At 71.3% G+C, this 16,490-nt stretch carries 13 protein-coding genes and 1 pseudogene; 2 read left to right on the top strand and 12 right to left on the bottom strand.

What is annotated here, in order from left to right; translation table 11 throughout:
• Nucleotides 1-357: 357 nt before the first annotated feature.
• From JIG38_RS00785 to JIG38_RS00745, 9 genes are all read right to left on the bottom strand, one after another.
• Nucleotides 358-654 carry a helix-turn-helix domain-containing protein gene (locus tag JIG38_RS00785; protein WP_199421595.1) on the bottom strand — a complete coding sequence of 99 codons (297 nt, stop codon included), beginning with the start codon at nucleotides 652-654 and terminating at the stop codon, nucleotides 358-360.
• 129 nt (nucleotides 655-783) lie between these two features.
• Nucleotides 784-1,956: a site-specific integrase gene (locus JIG38_RS00780; RefSeq protein ID WP_199421594.1), complete on the bottom strand. Its 1,173-nt coding sequence runs from the start codon at nucleotides 1,954-1,956 to the stop codon at nucleotides 784-786.
• Between the two features lie 1,474 nt (nucleotides 1,957-3,430).
• Entirely contained in the window at nucleotides 3,431-3,931 is a 501-nt protein-coding gene (locus JIG38_RS00775) for a hypothetical protein (RefSeq protein WP_199421593.1), read from the bottom strand.
• Entirely contained in the window at nucleotides 3,928-4,692 is a 765-nt protein-coding gene (locus tag JIG38_RS00770; RefSeq protein WP_199421592.1) for a class I SAM-dependent methyltransferase, read from the bottom strand. Before JIG38_RS00770 ends, JIG38_RS00775 begins: the two co-directional genes overlap by 4 nt.
• Entirely contained in the window at nucleotides 4,682-5,695 is a 1,014-nt protein-coding gene (locus tag JIG38_RS00765; protein ID WP_199421591.1) for an ATP-grasp domain-containing protein, read from the bottom strand. Before JIG38_RS00765 ends, JIG38_RS00770 begins: the two co-directional genes overlap by 11 nt.
• Nucleotides 5,692-6,918, bottom strand: coding sequence for a DegT/DnrJ/EryC1/StrS family aminotransferase (locus JIG38_RS00760; RefSeq protein ID WP_199421590.1), 1,227 nt, complete (start codon nucleotides 6,916-6,918; stop codon nucleotides 5,692-5,694). The genes JIG38_RS00765 and JIG38_RS00760 overlap by 4 nt, the downstream gene beginning before the upstream one ends.
• Entirely contained in the window at nucleotides 6,918-7,871 is a 954-nt protein-coding gene (locus JIG38_RS00755; protein WP_199421589.1) for a D-2-hydroxyacid dehydrogenase, read from the bottom strand. Before JIG38_RS00755 ends, JIG38_RS00760 begins: the two co-directional genes overlap by 1 nt.
• On the bottom strand, nucleotides 7,868-10,612 hold the full coding sequence (locus JIG38_RS00750) for a TIR domain-containing protein (RefSeq protein WP_199421588.1): 2,745 nt from the start codon (nucleotides 10,610-10,612) through the stop codon (nucleotides 7,868-7,870). Before JIG38_RS00750 ends, JIG38_RS00755 begins: the two co-directional genes overlap by 4 nt.
• A 73-nt stretch (nucleotides 10,613-10,685) precedes the next feature.
• Nucleotides 10,686-12,452 carry an NAD-binding protein gene (locus JIG38_RS00745; RefSeq protein ID WP_199421587.1) on the bottom strand — a complete coding sequence of 589 codons (1,767 nt, stop codon included), beginning with the start codon at nucleotides 12,450-12,452 and terminating at the stop codon, nucleotides 10,686-10,688.
• Nucleotides 12,453-12,505: 53 nt separating this feature from the next.
• On the opposite strand from JIG38_RS00745, the gene JIG38_RS00740 reads away from it, so the two are divergent.
• A complete protein-coding gene (locus JIG38_RS00740; protein WP_199421586.1) occupies nucleotides 12,506-12,967 on the top strand; it encodes a RyR domain-containing protein in 462 nt (153 codons plus the stop codon).
• 53 nt (nucleotides 12,968-13,020) lie between these two features.
• Complete coding sequence (locus tag JIG38_RS19835; protein WP_233404110.1) at nucleotides 13,021-13,995, top strand: ATP-grasp domain-containing protein; 975 nt, start codon at nucleotides 13,021-13,023, stop codon at nucleotides 13,993-13,995.
• Between the two features lie 35 nt (nucleotides 13,996-14,030).
• Here the strand turns inward: JIG38_RS19835 and JIG38_RS21200 are convergent.
• The 3 genes and pseudogenes from JIG38_RS21200 to JIG38_RS00725 form a co-directional block, all read right to left on the bottom strand.
• Nucleotides 14,031-14,231: pseudogene (locus JIG38_RS21200) on the bottom strand (GNAT family N-acetyltransferase); the annotation flags it as partial.
• Between the two features lie 151 nt (nucleotides 14,232-14,382).
• On the bottom strand, nucleotides 14,383-15,123 hold the full coding sequence (locus tag JIG38_RS00730) for an NAD(P)-dependent oxidoreductase (RefSeq protein ID WP_199421584.1): 741 nt from the start codon (nucleotides 15,121-15,123) through the stop codon (nucleotides 14,383-14,385).
• A 167-nt stretch (nucleotides 15,124-15,290) separates the two neighbouring features.
• Nucleotides 15,291-16,463 (bottom strand): TIR domain-containing protein, encoded by a 1,173-nt coding sequence (locus JIG38_RS00725; protein WP_199421583.1) that lies wholly within the window; start codon nucleotides 16,461-16,463, stop codon nucleotides 15,291-15,293.
• Between the last annotated feature and the right edge of the window lie 27 nt (nucleotides 16,464-16,490).

The raw sequence follows: 16,490 nt of genomic DNA, 5'->3' as shown, positions 1-16,490 counted from the left end.
TGCGCCAGCCCACGGAGCCGGGCTGTCTGCCCCCCGTCGAGAGGGTCGTCCGCGCCGAGCGTCTCGCCGGAGCAGAGCGAGCACGCCGTCAGTCCAGGCACGCCGTCGGCTGTCCTGGGGACTGCAGGGCCATCTGACGCACCCAGCGCGTCAGGCAGCGCTCCGGAGGTGGATCTGGGCAGGGGCGGGGACTGGTCAAGCACCGGAAGAGTGTAGGGGCGCCTTCACTACACGCCTGTGGGTCACCGACTCGCTTCGGCGACGCGCGCAGCTGCAGTTCGCGGGAGGGCGAGCGGTGTTCGGTGGCAGCGCTTCATCGCGGCGATGTCGAGCTCACCCGTCAGCTGTCTGTCGAGATCACCTACCGGGAGGCCCCGGTGTCGGAGGCAGCGTCGCCAGGAACTCGTCGATCGCCCCAACGGGTACCTTGCACAGGCGACCGATGTGGACCGTGCGGATCTCGCCTGCGGCGATGAGCTCGTAGAGCTTGCTCCGGCCGATTCCTAGAACGGCCGCCGCCTCGGTAATGTTGAAGAGTCGGCGTTCGTCCGCCTGCAGCGTGATGTGGATCACGGGCTGCTCGACTTCACGGAGCCGTCGGCGCCGCGGTTCGGTGCTCGTCGAGATGAGCCGAAGAGGAATGGTGTTGGCCATCGGGACCACCTCCTTCTCGAGGTCAACGCTCGCCGATGCCGATAGCGGCGCCGATGACGCCACGCACGTTGGCGACTCGTCATCGCCGGCGTCATCAAGACGACGGGCCTGCGCCCCTGCGAGCGCTCGTCATCGCTGGGTCTTGTGGCCGGCGGAGAGCAACTGGTTCATCGCTGCCATGTGGCCCGAGCGCACCGGCGTGATCGGGTGGCGGTACACCTCGGCGGTGACCGCAGCAGACCGGTGGCCGAGCGTGTCAGAGATGTCCTCGATCGGTACGCCAGCTGCCGAGAGCAAGCTCGCGGCCGCGTGCCGGAGCATGTGGGGGTGGAGGTGCTCCAGGCCGGCGTCTCGTGCGAGTCGCGCGTAGGTGCGCCGGACGTTCGAAGGGTCGAGCGGCGTACCGACCTCCGTCGTGAAGACCAGGTCCCGAGAGTTCTGCCAACCCCGCGCCGCTGCGGCGCGATCGGCCTTCTGCTGGGCGCGCTGGGCCTTGAGCGCGGTGACGACCGGGGGAGGGATCTCCAGCGTGCGTCGGCTCGTCCGCGTCTTCGGGGGCACCAGCACCAGAGCGCCCATCGGGGTGCGTCGGAGGCTCGCTGCCACGGTGATCGTCGGACGCTTGCCCTTGAGTTTGACCTGCTCCCACGTCAGGCCGGCCGCCTCGCCGGGGCGAAGGCCGAGAAGGAGAGAAATCGTCACGAGGTTGCCCAGCCGATCCTCGGCGGCGACCTTGAGTAGACGACGCGCCTGCTTCACGGTCAGTCCGTAGCGCTCCGCCGTCGGGCCGGCGGGCGCTCGGACCTTCGCGGCGACATTGCGGTCGACGATGTCCCGCCGCACTGCGTAGTCCAGGACCCGCTCCGTGAGGTTTCGGGCAAGCCGCATGTACCGGGCGGAGCGACCGAGCTCCTGGAGCTCCAGGAGCATCTTCTCGACATCGGTGGCGCGCACTTGCGTGACCGGAGTCCCGCCGATGGCCCGTGAGATCCGACCGTGCAGCAGGGACGCGTAGTTGGAATGCGTCTCCTCGGAGACGTGCCCCGCGATGTCTCGCGAGAGCCAGAGGTCGGCCACCTCGTCGAAGGTCACATGGCGAGAACGGACGTCGATGCCCTTGTCCCGGGCCTCCCGGAGCTCGGCGAGGCGCGAACGCGCCTCGTCGCGGGTGCGCGCGACGACGAGCGGACGAATACGTACCCCGTTGGCGTCGGTTCCGGCATCAAGCTGGCCGATCCAGCGGCGTCGCGTCTTCGAGTAGTAGACGGCGCCCTCTCCTCGCTCCCGCCTCTGTCGTGGCATCGCGCGCCGCCCCTCCGGGCGGCCTCAGCGGTCCGCCTATCGGTAAGCCTAAGTAGGCCTAACGGGCGTGGGCAAAGATGGACGCTCGTGGACTGATATGGACGCTGACCTGCGGGAACGCGGCTCCTCGGATGCCATGCTCACTGGCTGGGAGAGCCTGGGGGTCAAGGGGTCGCAGGTTCAAATCCTGTCATCCCGACAGTGAAAGAGCAGGTCAGAGGGCCGTTCCGCCGAGGCGGGGCGGCCCTTCTGCGAACCGGGGGAGCCTAGGGGTGCCTAAGTCGCGTCAAGGGGTCGCCGCGAGACTCCGCTGTCGTGACGATCGCGCGGGGAACCGTCCCGCTAAGGGAGTGCGTGCCGCATAGCAGCGGTCCTCAGTGCTCAAGCGTTCCTGAGTCCTGCTCGTTCGCAACGGACCGCCGACGACACTGGGCCAACCATCCGGCTCTGGAACGCCGCAACTCTGCGCATCCTGGACTAGCTCGGCCGCTTCCACCCAGGTGGGCGCCACTGCCGACGAGACGGGGTCAGTTCTGTGCTTGGTGTGCGAAAGGCCAATGGAGTGATCCAGCCCGGATCGATACTGGACCCCGGTTCCATCGGCAGAGCGGCGGGGACCGCGGGATGAGCGGATGCGATCCGCTGTAGCACGGCGTACTGCTCGCCGTCAGGAGCCGCTTAGCGTTCCTCAAGGTCGCAGGCGGATGGGTTCAGCGACGGCCTCTGCGTAGTCGACAGTTGCCCGCGGAATGGGCTGCCGGGGCGATCAAGGAAGCGTGCGTCCACGGGCGTACGCGCAGCATGAAAGGGTTTTCCTCGCGTGCCCAGTCCTCGACGAGTTGATGTTGCTTCGATGCGCTCACGTCGCGGCCGATGAGTCGGCGTTGGGCGTCGTGGCGATCGACCTGCACCCGGATCGACGCGTGGAGCACTGACGCCAGGCGGGTACACAGGATCCCGGTTCCTTAATCCAGACCGCTCGTAGGCCGGCCGGAACGGTGATCGACCCGGGCCGTCCGCGCTCCTGCCAGGTACGGGGGTGGTAGCTGACCGCTGCCCGCCCACGGAGTGGCTTGAGCACGTATTCGGCCAGGAGGTCGGCCCGATCGAAAGCGCGTGGTGCCAGGCGACGTCGTCGGTGTGCACGACGACCGAGTGCGGCGTTGTGCTCGCAGTTGCTCGATGAGTGTGGCCTTGCCCGCCCGGCCAGGACCATCGATCGCCACCCAGGACCATCGATCCGCCCCGATCCGGGGCCAGCTGCACGGGGGCTGCTGCCGCCGCGTCCAGGCGCTCGACCAGCTAGGCCGTCGAGACGACGAGTGCGTAGCGGGAGTGGTGGTCGAGCCAGGTCATGACGCCCCGCGACCGAGCGTCAGCGCCGTCACACCGGCGCGGCACTGCCCGGGTCGGCACGGTGGTCTCAAGGTGGCCGTGGCCCCGTCAGAATCCGCTGGACGACGCCATCGCGCGGTCAGCCCGCGACGGACTGTACGGCGGCGACCACCCTCTCAAGGGAAGCGGCGGCGGCGTCGTCGGACGGCGGGACGTCGACCAGTATTCGCACGGCGCTTGGTCGCGCGTCGGCCGTCCCGTCGTCGCCCCCCGGTCCCGGACCCTGTAACGCCAGACGGGCGAGGAAGGGGAGGGCCGCATCCGCCGGCCCGGCCACCACGAGCGGACGTCGAGCGGCGAGCGCCATGCCTAGCTCGACCCAGATGCTGGACGGCTCGACGATGGTTGGGAGCAGTACTACGACGACGTCGGCCCTTGTGACCGCCGCGACGTTGGACTCCAGGAGGTCCCCGTCGGGCTCCCCGGCAGCAGCCAGGGCCCGCTCACGGCCGCCAAGCTTTGGGACGACGTCCATCCCGGAAGCCACCAGCCGCGCACGCAACTGGATGACCCAGCGCTCGACACCCGCCAGGTCGGGTGTCGTGGTCAAGGGGTACGCGATGAAGACGACGCCCGTCATGGTCGCCTCGCGGTCACCAGCACCGAGCGCTCCGGCGGCCGGGGCCTTCGCATGACCCAAGTGAGCGCGAGGTTCACGGCGTACCGGGCGGTCCCGAGGACGAACTCGCCGCGCGACACGAGCTCGAGAGAAGGGAACCCTCTGCGCACTACCTGGCGCAACGCCCGTCGCCGCGACGTGGGCGTCGCGGCAGCGACCGTCTCGACGGCGACCACGGTCACCGCCTGGCCCTTGAGCCACTCCATGAGGTCGGCCAGCCTCGGCATGGCGCGACGCTCAGCTGCTAGAGCGGACGGGAAGTGTGCGAGGAAGTCGAACGAGAGCAGGGTCTCGTCGGTCCCGGTCCGGACGAAGAGCCTGCCTCCGGGGCGGAGTCGCGCGACGAGCTCCGCGACGCACGCCTGTGGGTCGCTGCTGTAGTGAAGGCTCATCGACACGAAGACGACGTCGAAAGCAGGATCGGGACGCAAGGGCAGCGCATTGAGGTCGCCCACGACTCGCACGACGTCGGAACCCGGTCGGGCCGTGAGCAGCATGCTGGCGGACCGGTCGACGGCCACGATCCGGTGAGGCGACCACGCCAACCGAAAGACGGGCCAGAAGCGACCAGTGCCACAGCCGGCGTCGAGGACATCGGAGACCTCTTGTGCGGGCGTGCGCGCGGCCAGGACGGTCGCCCACTGCTGCACGAGCCCCTCACTCAGTGCCCGGGAGCGGTTGTACCGCTCCGCGAAGGTCTGCGCATCGTAGTCAGTGGGCACGCCACGCCTCGGGCACGGTGGACGCGGAGCCGTCGAAACCGCGTGCCGCGAGCGTGGCGAAGACCTCATCCGGGCTGGTTCCCCGGCACGTCAGGCGGGATGTGGCGACCACCGTCGGTGAGTCCACCGGCGGCCCCGCGTACGGGATCTCGGCGGCGTGGTAGGCGGCCGGCGGCTCGACCAAGCGCGACACGGCGGTCGGGTCGAAGATCGCGACGCCGGTCGCCATGGCAACGATCCGCATCGTCCCGCACACCCGTGGGTTGACCTCGGTCACCAGCGGCTCGCCGTCGCGCGGCACGATGAACTCGACTTCGGCGAAGCCCCACAGATCGAACAGCTCAGCGATCTGCTCGGCGATGGCGTGCAGTCGGCGCACGAGCGGTTCAGGAGCCCCGGCGGGGACGAGTCGCAGGCGCCGCCAGGGTGGCGTCAGGTCCGCCTGCACCGCGCCCTTCCACACCGCGGGGAAGAGTGCAGTCCGTCCCTCGTCTCGGTGCAGGACGACTGAGTACTCGTCGCCGTCGACGAACTCCTCCCAGTAGCAGTCCGGCGGCGGGATCTCGTCGGGCGTCCGCCAACGGACCAGCCGACTCTGGGTGGACGCGCGCCCCTTCCACAACGCGCGCGTCCCGCGGGGAACCGGCGTCATCTGCCCACCCCATGCGGGAACGGCGACGTGCACCCCGTCGAGGAGGTTCTTCTGCAGCACCTTGTCTAGCCCGGCGCTGACCGCCATGCCCGACTGTGACTTGACTGTCAGCCCTCGCCGCCTCAGGTCCTGGGCGAGGGTCCAGTCGCGGAGCAGCGAGTCGTGACCGGACAAGACGCGGACGACGGTGCCTGCGGCCTCGCGCACCACGCGCTCCGCGAGAGCGCTCACCTCCTGCTCACCCTCACCGACGAACAGCACGCGATCAGCAGGGCCGCAGAACCGGCCGTACCACGTTTCGAGACTCGAGGGCGACACAACGGTGAGCAGCTCCGACCCCGCGTAGCTCACGTCCGACCACCCACGACCTCGGCGAGCACGCGGTGCGCGCGTCGCCCCAACTCGTGCGCGACTTCGGCGTCCCGGTGGTGAAGCAGGCGCGCGGGGAAGCTGATCATCCGGTCGTGCGCCGACGTGCTGTGCGGCAGTGCCTCGTCCGGCGGTGCTGCGGCGGCCGTGCTGGCGAGTCGGCGCACCAGGTCGTTGTCCACGGCGGGCTCGGGAGGGATCGCACGCAGAACCCGGTTGAGCGGGCGCGTTGCCGGGGGCGTCACCGGGACGTGCGCGCGCTGGAGCCGACCGACGAGGGCGTCGCGTGCCTCCGTGGGAACCTCCTCGGGCAGCCGGTACACGACGTCGAAGTGCGTCCGGTTGTGCCGCGGCTCGGGCGACCGGACGGGCTCGAGGAGTCCCGCTAGGTGGTCGTCGAGGACGTCGACGTTGTGGCAGCGGGCGCGGGAGATGGCATCGAGCGAGCACAGGTGGTCCATCGCGAGTACGGCAGCCATCGGGCTCAGGCGCAGGTTCCCACCGAGCGCGAACTCGGCGTAGCGCCGCAGGTCCTCGGTTCGCACGTCCGTCCGCGTGCGTGGCTTGAAGTGGCCGATGAGCAGTGCCAGGTCCCGAACAGCCTCGTCCGCGGTGATCATCACGCCGCCGTGCCCGCCGCTGATCACCTTCCCTGCGCCGATGCTGTAGATCGCCGCGTCACCGAACGTGCCGACGTGCGCCCCCGCGACGTCCGAGGCGTGCGCGTGTGAGCAGTCCTCGACGAGCGCGACACGGTGCTCCGAGCAGACGGCGGCGACGGCGGAGACGTCCACCGGGTTGCCGAACAGGTGGGTGACGACCACGGCCTTCGTTCGCGGGGTTAGCGCCTGCCGCACGGACCTCGGGCTGACGGAAGGCTCGGCGACGCAGGAGTCGACGAGCACGGGTACGGCTCCTAGCCACAGGGCCGGCGACGCGCTGGCGAGGAAGGTGAGGTTTGGCACGATCACCTCGTCGCCGGCGCGCACACCCAGCGCGCAGAGGGCGGCGAACAGCGCGCTCGTGCCCGAGTTGAACGATACGGCGTGGCGTCCTCCGTGCAGGGCCGAGAACTCGCGCTCGAACTGGTCGACCGGACCGGCACCCGCGTAGTCGTAGACCGTGCCAGCCGTCGCGAGCCCTGCCAGTTCGTCGGCCGCCGCCTGGCTGTAAACGGGCCACGGTCGAACGGTGGAAATGTCCATCAGTAGCCCCGATCAAGGTCGACGAAGTTGAGAGGCGCCCGGCCGTCCAGGTGGCGCGTGAGCTCCTCGACGAAGAGCGCTCGGGTGCGGGGCTCGGTCTGGTCGCAGAACCCCGACTCATGCGGGCTGACGAGGACCCCTGGGCAGCGCCACAGTTGGTCGTCGTCCGGCAGGGGTTCGGTGCGCACCGTGTCGAGCACGGCTCCACGCAACCTCCCAGCGCGAACGGCGGCGCACAGGTCGGCCTCGACCACCGTCTCACCGCGCCCAACGTTGATCAGCACGGCGCTGGCCGGGAGCCTCGACAGCAAGGCGGCGTCGACGAGGTCTCGTGTCTGCCGGGTCAGGGGGAGGCAGTCGACGAGGAAGGACACCTCGCCCAGGCGCTCGCGCCACGGGCCGTCCGAAACGCTCACCTCGACGCCGGGCACGAGCCGGCCGGAGCGGGACGTCCCGAGGACCCGCATCCCCAGCGCGGCACAGGCACGTGCGAGATGTCTGCCGATGTCCCCGAGCCCGAGAACCATGACGGTCCGGCCCTGGAGCAGCAGGCCGCCCCGGTGCGGAGACCAGCGGCGCTGCGCGGCGTCCGTGATGGTGCGATCGAACTGCCTGGCCGCCACGAGCATCGCCCCGAGCGCCCACTCGGCGACCGCCGCAGTGTGCGCGCCGCGAGCGTTGGTCAAGAGGATCCCGCGCTCGGCCAGGACAGCGAGCGGGAGCCGGTCGACGCCTGCCGTGTCCGTGTGCACCCAGCGCAGGCCCGGCAGATCGTCGATCGCGGCCGTGACCCACGCAGTCCTGTCCCACTGCCGCCGCCACAGAACGGTGACGCAGCGGTCGGCGGCCTTCCCCGTGCCGGACAGCACCGCCCACCGCACCCCGGGCGCTGGCACGCCGGAGAGGCGCTCGATTGTTCGCGGCGAGACGCCGACGGCGAGTCCGTCGCTCACAGGTCGCGGTACTCCAGCAGGCGGGGGAGGTGCATCGCGGGGTGAGCGCCAACGGCCACGTCGGCCACCCGGACGCTGTCGCGCGCTTCTGTGGCCGCGAGTACGGAGGACAGCGTCGTCCCAAGTCGCCAGCCGAGGTCACCGAGATCGACCTGCACCGAGGCGAGCACGTGCTGTGCCTCCTCCGCCGCGCGGTTCGCGGACGCCCACTCCTGGCGCCCGAGCAGGATGATCGACTCGAGCGTAGCGCTCTCGGCCTCCTCGAAACGGAAGATCGGCGCACGGCGACCGGCGATCCGGTGCAGCGCGCGCGCCTCGACGAGCAGCCTGTCGGCGAGCAGGCTATCGCCGCTGGCCTCCAGGGCGGGCGCGGCATTGGCCAGGGCCCGCGCGACGTTGGGCAAGAAGCGATCCCGATCGCGCAGTGCCTGGCTCCGGCGCAGCTCGACACACGCCGTCCCGTACTGCGCCGCGCGCAGCGGCTCGCCGGTGCTCAGCAGCACGCAGGTGAGGTTGTTCATGATCGACGCGTGGGCGCGCGTCGCCGCGTCGTCGCCGGGGCCCGCCCCACACATGCGCTCGGCGATCGTGAGCTCGGCGAGAGCGTCGGAGTGCCGGCCCAGCTCGGCGAGTCGGAACGCGAGGTTCGAGCGCGCCGAAGCCCGCTCGACCGGGGTGGCCCGGCTTCCGTCGAGGGTGTGCACCGCCTCGACGGCGGGCTCGAGCGCGTCGCCGAGCGCGCCCAGCTCCCAGAGTCGGTTGGAGAGGTTCGTCAACGCCGTGCCGAGCACCCGCTCGTCACGGTCCACGGCGTCGAGCCGGCGCAGCCGGTCGACAGCCAGGCGCACCGAGCTGGCGGCCTCGGCGGTCCATCCCGCGTCGGAGAAGCGGTTCGAGCACGCGATCGCCACGACGACGTCCGCGAGGGTGTGCTCGCTCTCCTCCGGGATGTCGGCGATGGCGCGCCGTGCGAGGCGTGCCGCGAGGTCCGCCAGCGCGACGGACTCGTCGGGCACCGCCGACAGGAGCGTCGCGTGCAGCCCGGACGGACGGTCCTCGAGCGTGGCCTCGATGGCCCCGAGGAGCGGGCCAGGGTCCTCGACCTGCGTCGCTACGCGGATGCCCAGGAGGAGGAGCTCCACGTCGGCGTTCCGGACCACTCGGCCGAGCTCGGCCGCGATCGGCGGGTGCCGCGTGGCGCCGCGCGAGAGCGTAAGTAGAGCCCTATGGCGTTGTTCGTCGCTGCGATCGCCCAGGTCGCGCGAGAGCGGCGCTCCGGGCAGGCGCCCGTCGCTCATGAGCACGCCCGCGATCAGGTCCTCACCGATGACGTCGGGCCGGACGCCCTCGACGTACGCAGGTCGCCCGGGGTACAGCCGGTGGAACAGGCGCGCGACCCGGCGACGGACGGTGGGTTCGAGGTCGCGGTTGCACTCCTGGACGACCTGAGCGGCCTCGTCCTCGGTGGCTGCTCCGTACAGCGTCAGGGCGGCGGCGACGCGGCCGAGGTCGACGTCGTCGACCTCGTCGATGCCCGCCGCACGGGCCGCCGCGCCGAGGTAGCGACGCTCGTGGGCGAGCAGGCGGTCGCCGCCGGTCGCGGCCTCGGGGGTAGCGCCGAGGACGGCTATGAGTGCGTCCTGGAGCACGTCGAGCGCGGAGCCGTAGGCCCTGTACGGCACGGGCACGTCCCGCGGTGCACCCAGGCGGAGCGCAGCGGCGAACTGCTCGCACGCGGTGGTGAACAGCCCGACGACGGTCGCGCGGTCATCGGTGAGCGGCAGGAGCGGCTGCACGGTGGCGTCTGACACGAGGTCCGATACGTCGGGGTCCCGCGCGAGCAGCGTGGTCCACCAGTCACCCGCGGTGCGGGCGAGGAGGAGCATTCGGACCGTGCCCTCAACACCGTGCTCGAGGAAAGCGTCGAAGAGGGCCGCAAGCTGGCTCGTCCGGGTCTCGGCGTAGTCCACGACGAGCAGCGTGGGCTCCGGCGGAAGCTCAATCACGACTGCTCGCCCATCCCGCTCCGGGGGTACGAAAGCGGTCCGCCAGCCGTCGGCCTCGAGGCGGCCGGCGAGCTCGCGTGCGAGACGGCTCTTTCCCTGCCCTGCACCGCCGCTCATCAGACGCACGTCGAACTCGTCGCCGCGCCGGCACCACTCCTCCAGGCGAGCGAGCTCGGTCTCGCGTCCAACGAGGGCGGGCACCGCCCGATCCGGGCGCAGGAGCGCGCTTGGGCTGGAGCTGCGGCCGCGCAGAGGACGACGCCTGTCGCTCAGGGTCCGCTCACCCGCGCGCCTGCTCTCCGCATGCTGCGGATGCTGCGGCTGCACCGGCAGCATCGGACGGAGCAGCCGCAGGGTCTCCTCCGGGCCGCCGTAGTCGGCCACCTGGACGGCGCTGAGCCAGTAGGTCCACTCGGCGCTGAACCCCACCGGGAACCGTGTGCCCGGCAGCGCCACGGGGAGCAGTACGCGCCGCTCGTCGATCGCAAGGGACACCTCGCGGCGCACGTGCGGGGACTCGACGGCTGGGCGGGACAGCAAGACGACGACCGCGTCGCTCGACGCGACCGCACGCACAATTTCCACCGCGAAGTTCATGCCACCGCGGATATCGCGCGGTGCGAAGAAGGTGGAGATTCCGGCGGCCTCCAGGTGCGCGCTGAGAGCCCGCGCGATTGCCTCGTCCTGCGAGGCGAAGCTGATGAAGGTGCTGGCCCGTCGCTCGAGTCCTGCCACGCCACCGACCTTTTCGTCTGCGCTCGGCAGCGCGGGCGTGCGCCACGCTGCGAAACTCTAGCGGCGAGGGCGCTCAGGTCTCCCGCGGGTCGTCCACCTGCAGCCCAGCGAACGCGAGGATCTGATGGGTCGCCCGCAGCTGCTTGCGGGTGTGGTCGTGGTCGTCGAGCGCCTCGGCCCAGGGCCGGTTGCGAGGCTCATGCGGTGTCGGCGGCCGGTCGCCGAACCGGGCGCGACGCCACCGCTCGTGCTCCACCGGGGCGAGGCGGTCGACCAGGCCCTCGGCCAGGGGCTCGCGGGCGCGGGTGATGTCGCGGAGCGGGACGATCCGCAGCCCCTCCTGGTTCAGCATCGAGACGAGGCCGAGCGCCGCCGCCACGTTGAGCCGTCGCACGTCTTCGTCGAGCTGGTCCCAACCCGCGTCGACCCGCCGGTGCACGGCGTCCGCGGTGGCGAGCTGCTCCTCCCGACTCGAGCGCAGGTAGCGCTCGTGGATCGAGCGTGCGATGTCGTCGAGGCGGCCGTCGAGCAGGGTCGACAGGTCGCACACGTCGTCGGGCAGGACCACGGCGCTCCGGCGGGCGCCCCGTGGTGCTGCCAGGAGCGACTCCAGGTGACGTTCGGCTCCGGCAACCACGACGCGGTCGACGTCGCGCAGAGGGGACAGGTCATCCAGGCAGAGCTGCACACGCATGCGCCGGATCTCGTCGTCGTCCGCGACGATGACATGCGTCGGCTGGGTCACGGCCAGGCGCGAGAGAACGCCGTGGAGGTCCGGGTCGGGTGCGATGACCGCCTCAAGGTCCAGAACCGCAGCGAGTGCGGGCGTGAGGACGGTGCGGATCGCTCGGGCCTCCGCCTCGGTGCAGCACAGCACGCGGACCACCAGGCGCTGAACGTCTCTCGAACTCCCGTCGGGCAGGGCGGCGTAGACCTCGGTGAAGTGCTCGCGGGCGAGCTGCGCCACCAGGTGCTGTGACAGGTGCCCGCCGCCGGACACGACGAGCCGGCGCTCGCGCGTGAGGGACGCTCCGTCGGTGACGCGTCGGGCGACCAGTCGCGCGGCGCGCTCCTGCAGGCTGAAGAACTCCTGGGCGTGGTCAGGGTGGAAGGGCGCCGCACGTTGCAGATCGGCTAGGGCGCGGGGGTCGTCGATCTCGATGTGCGAGCGCAGTAGGGTCCTCGTGCGGCGGTGCGCGACGACCGCGCTCACGGCGCCGGCGATCGCCGCGTTGTTGCCCGGGGTGCCGGCCAGGGTCACCAGCCGGGCTGCCCGGTCCACACCCGCGCGACGCAGGTCGTCGGGAAACCGCCCGTCGCCGACGACGACCGGGACGAGTCGGACGCGAGCGAGTCCGATCCGCGGGTTGTGCGGGTCCCGTTCCAGCACGACGACGCCACCGCGGCGGCGAGCTGCGGCGTCGCCCATCCGCTCGATCGTCGCGAAGGCCGCCGCGTTGAGGCCGACGATGACGATGTGGTCGGTACGGGAACGCGCGCGCAGCCCGTCGACCAGGTCAGCGAGCTGCACCGACAGCGCCCGGATTGCGGCGGTCGCGAGGCTGAGAGGTGCCAGCACCCGGCCGATCACGAGCGGCAGCGGCGTCGGGACGCTCGCGGACGTGGGCGGCTCGAGGAAGAAGGTCTGGACCGCGGCGAAGGGGGCGTCACTCCAGTGCGCGTGCCCGCCGTCCGCCTCGTGCACGAGGACCGCACCCCACCACGACAAGACGAATGCGACCAGGGCGACGGCACCGACGAGCAGCCAACCGCGGCGTCGTCGACCGAGGAGAAGAGCGGCGGAGAAGCGAGCGAGCCGAGAACGGACTGCGGCTGCCACGGCGTCCCCTTTCGATCGGCACCGCCCACGGCGAGCGGGTAGCGTGCGTCATCATGCCGCTTCCCGACCCACCGGTGGAGGCGCTCGCCGCCTGGATGCACGAGCGTCTGCGCGACAGGTTGGACACCGGGTCGCCTTGGCGCAGGACGGCGTACGCGGACCTCCCGGAGGAGATCAAGGCGGCCAACCGCGAGCAGGTGCTGGCGGCCGTGGACCACCTGCGTTCGCTCGGCCTCCGCGTCGAGGCCACCGGCACGCCGCACGACCCGGTCATTGAGCTGACGGCCGAGGAGGTGGACGCGGCCGCGCGTGCCGAGCACGAGCGGTGGGTCGCCGCCAAGACCGCCGCCGGGTACCGGCACGGACGTCCGCGCGACGACGGCGCACGCGTGCACCCGGACCTCGAGCCGTGGGAAGCGCTCGACGAGGCGACGCGTGACCGCGACCGTGACCGTGTGCGCATGGCGCCGTTCCTGGCCGCGCGCCTCGGCTACAGTGTCTCGCGCCCTGCCTAGACCACCGCACGGCGACGCCACGCCCGGATCCGCCCTCGACACGGTAAGGAGCCATGCGCCCACGCGTCGGACTCGTCGTCTCCTCGCCCGACTCGCCGGGCGTCCACCCCGATGCGGAGATCGCTCTCGTCTCGCAGGCTCTGGACCAGCAGGGCCTGGAGCCCGTGGTAGCCCCCTGGACCGACTCCGTCGACTGGTCGGCGCTGTCCCTCGTCGTCCTCAAGTCACCATGGGACTACTCGCTGCGGACGCAGGAGTTCTCCGCCTGGCTGGCCTCGGTTGCACCGGTGGCGACCGTGCTGAACCACCCGGGGCTGATCAGCTGGAACTTCGACAAGCGCTACCTTGGCGATCTGGACGCCGCGGGTGTGGCGGTGACGCCCTTCGTCTGCGTCGCCTCCGCCGCGGCCGCGCGCGCGGAGCTCGCCCGACGTGCGGGGCGACGCGTGGTCGTCAAGCCGACCGTCTCCGCCGGATCGCGCAACACCGGCCTCTTCGAGGCTGACGACCCTCGCGCGGTCGAGCTCGTCGAGCTGATACTTCGACTCGGCAAGACGCCCATGGTGCTCCCCGCGCTCGACTCCGTGGAGCGGGTGGGTGAGCACGGCCTGATCTTCTTCGGCGGCGAGTTCTCGCACTGCGGGCGCAAGGGCCCGATCCTCGAGCGGGGAGGCAGCTACCGGGGCGGGGCGTACACCGAACGCATCGACGTCGGCACGCCCGCACCCGACGAGATCGAGCTCGCCCGGTCGTGTCTCCGGGCAGCCAGCGACATCGCTCACGGGCGGGGGGTGCCGGAGGAGTTCGCTGTGCCTCTGTACGCCCGGATCGACGTCGCGCGCGACGAGGACGGCGCGCCCCGCGTGCTCGAGGCGGAGCTTTTCGAACCCAGCTACTTTCTGCGGCTCGACCCGTCGTCGGCGGAACGCTTCGCCGCGGCCGTGAGCGGGATCGTCCCCTCGGCGCGCGAGCGCGAACGGCGCATGAACCGCGTGCGCGGCGGCTCGGCGAACCCGTGGGAGGCGTAGTAGGGCACGAGGTCCTCGTCGCAGTACAGCTCGACGTCCTCGACAGCTTTGAGCGCCGGGTGCTCGACGACGGCTCTAACCAGCCGGCCGCCCAGACCCGCTCTGCGGTGCGGTGCGTCCACAATGAGATCGACGACGACTGCCTTGAACCGGAAGTCCGTCAGGACCCGGACGAAAGCCACCAGGCGGTCGTCGGGCGTGACGGCCCCGATGGTCGGCTGCGCGGAGCGGAGCATCGCTGCGACGTCGCGCGCGTCTCGGTCGCGGGTCCACCACGCCTGCGCGTAGAGCCGCATCACCTCGTCGACGCGGCGCTCGCCGACCGGTGACACCAGACGGGTCCCCTCGTCGCCGGCGCGGCCGGCCTCCCCTCGTCCTGGCACGCCGTCAGCCGGGCCTTGTGACGAGTGTTGCCGGGAGCCGACTGGCGCGCAGGTCGGCCCAGGTGCTCGCGATCGCGTCGACCGCGTCCTCGACGGCGGTGACGGCGGCGACGTGCGGCGTCACCCGGACCGCCGGATGGGCCCAGAGCCAGGAGCCATTGTCGAGAGGCTCGTGGTCGAAGACGTCGAGGTCCGCGTGCACTACGGTGCCGGACGCCAGGGCCGACCCCAACGCCGCGAGGTCCAACGTGCTGCCACGGCCGACGTTGACCAAGTGCGCGGATCGCAGCTGGCCCAGGACGTCCTCGCCGATGATCCGGTAGGTCGACGACGACGCTGGGAGCGCGGCGACGACGAGGGAGCAATCCCGCAGCGCGTCCTCGAGCCGGCCCCACGGCACGACGGCGGAGAAGTGCGGTGACGTCCGGCCCGAGCGGTTCACACCCGTAACTGCGATGCCCTGACCGGTCAGGGCGCGGGCGACTCCCGAGGCGACAACGCCGGTGCCCAGGATCGCTGCCCGACGGGGCAGCGGCTCTGGCGGCAGAGGGCGCCACTCGCGCACGTCCTGGCTCAGTGCGTACTCGCGTAGGTGGTGCGCCCGTCCGAGAACCAGCGCGAGGACGAAAGCACCCATGCGCTCGGGCATGGCACCGAGCGTGCGCGTCAGCACGCCGATCTGCCCGGCGTGGTCAATGAAGGCGTCAACCCCGGCGCCCATCGAGTGGACCCAGTCGAAGGACACGGCGTGGTCGGTGCTTGGCCACCCGAACGCTGCGTACGAGTCCGCCCAGTCCAAGTCGGCGGGTGCGGGGTCCACCCGGGCGCGGAGGGAGACGTCCGGCAGGCGGGCCGCGAGTGCCCTCGCCACGGGCTCGGAGAGGCGTCCGGAGAGCAGCAGCCGCGAGGGGGTCACAGGACCTGCAGCATGCCGGCGTAGCTGCTCTCGAGTTCGCGCTGCGCCTCCGCGAGGGTGCCGCCGCGCCGCAGCGCCTGCAGTCGCTCGGTGAGGTGGTCCCGCAGCGGTTCCCGGCCCTTGAGCATCTGCAGTCCGATGTGTCCTACGTACAGGGGGAAGTGGGCGAACTCGTGCCGTACGGAAGCTCCGAGCGCCTCGCAGATCAGGCGGCACGTGATGTTGTCCGTGATGGCCGCGTCCGCCACCCCGGCCTGCACCATGCGGCCGACGTTCGCCACATCGGTGGTGTCCAACTCGACGAGGCGGGACGAGCCACGAGCCGCGCCGAACATGTCGACCGCGAGCTCGGCACCGATCTCGCCCCGGCAGACGGCCAGCCGGACGTCCGTCCGCAAGAGGTCGCCGTGGCTGCGGATCCGCTGGTCGTCGGCGCGGACCACGGCACCGATGGTGGAGGCGAACAGGCAGGCGGCGAAGTCGAAGTCCCGTTCGCGCCGAGGCGTGCGGTACAGGCACGCCACGAGGTCGAGATCGCCCGAGAGCAGCCCGGGTGTGGCGGCGTCGTTAGTGATGTCGACGTACTCGAAGGGGATGCCCGTGTCCACGGAGAACTGGTCGAGCAGATCGAGGAACAAGCCGCCGGACGGTCCGGCACCGGATGCGTGCCGGGCGAACGGCGGCCAGGGGATGACTCCGACGCGAAGGAGGTCGGAGCCGCGGGACGGAGGCGGCGTCGCACCCGTGCTACCCACGGACGCCCGGCGCGGGCCACGGTTCCCGGCGCCGGCGAAGTGCCGGACGGCCTCCGCGACGATCGTGCGCTCCGAGCCCTCGACGCGGTGGAGCGCTCCGAGGTAGTAGTCCAGGTCCTCGGACGACGCGCCGTCGACCACGAGGGGCAGCACCGGCCGCCGGTGCCGTGCGGCCTGCTCCAGCTCGCGCAGCACGTGGTCGGACCGGACGGAGGCGGGGGTGATGAGCACCAGGAACGTAGCGCACTCCTGGATGGCGTGGACGAGCTGACGCGGGTAGTTCTCTCCGGACACCACGTCGCGCGGTGCGATCCAGCACGGGATGCCGGCGGACTCCAGCTCGGACACGATGTCGCGCGCGAGTGACGCGTCCACGGAGCTGTGGCACACGAACACGCGTGGCGTCAGCTCCATGGCGTCCTCACGGGTCACGACTGTACA

Source organism: Actinotalea solisilvae (genome assembly GCF_016464425.1).
Classification (GTDB): Bacteria; Actinomycetota; Actinomycetes; order Actinomycetales; family Cellulomonadaceae; genus Actinotalea; species Actinotalea solisilvae.
The sequence above is the reverse complement of the archived record's forward strand: the minus strand, read 5'-3'. Positions and strand labels throughout refer to the sequence as shown.

Bases quoted from the DNA above. Each gene is read 5' to 3' on its own strand.
- JIG38_RS19835 (WP_233404110.1), top strand. From the start codon at position 13,021: ATGCGCCCACGCGTCGGACTCGTCGTCTCCTCGCCCGACTCGCCGGGC.
- JIG38_RS00780 (WP_199421594.1), bottom strand. From the start codon at position 1,956: ATGCCACGACAGAGGCGGGAGCGAGGAGAGGGCGCCGTCTACTACTCG.
- JIG38_RS00760 (WP_199421590.1), bottom strand. From the start codon at position 6,918: ATGGACATTTCCACCGTTCGACCGTGGCCCGTTTACAGCCAGGCGGCG.
- JIG38_RS00740 (WP_199421586.1), top strand. From the start codon at position 12,506: ATGCCGCTTCCCGACCCACCGGTGGAGGCGCTCGCCGCCTGGATGCAC.
- JIG38_RS00725 (WP_199421583.1), bottom strand. From the start codon at position 16,463: ATGGAGCTGACGCCACGCGTGTTCGTGTGCCACAGCTCCGTGGACGCG.
- JIG38_RS00775 (WP_199421593.1), bottom strand. From the start codon at position 3,931: ATGACGGGCGTCGTCTTCATCGCGTACCCCTTGACCACGACACCCGAC.
- JIG38_RS00785 (WP_199421595.1), bottom strand. From the start codon at position 654: ATGGCCAACACCATTCCTCTTCGGCTCATCTCGACGAGCACCGAACCG.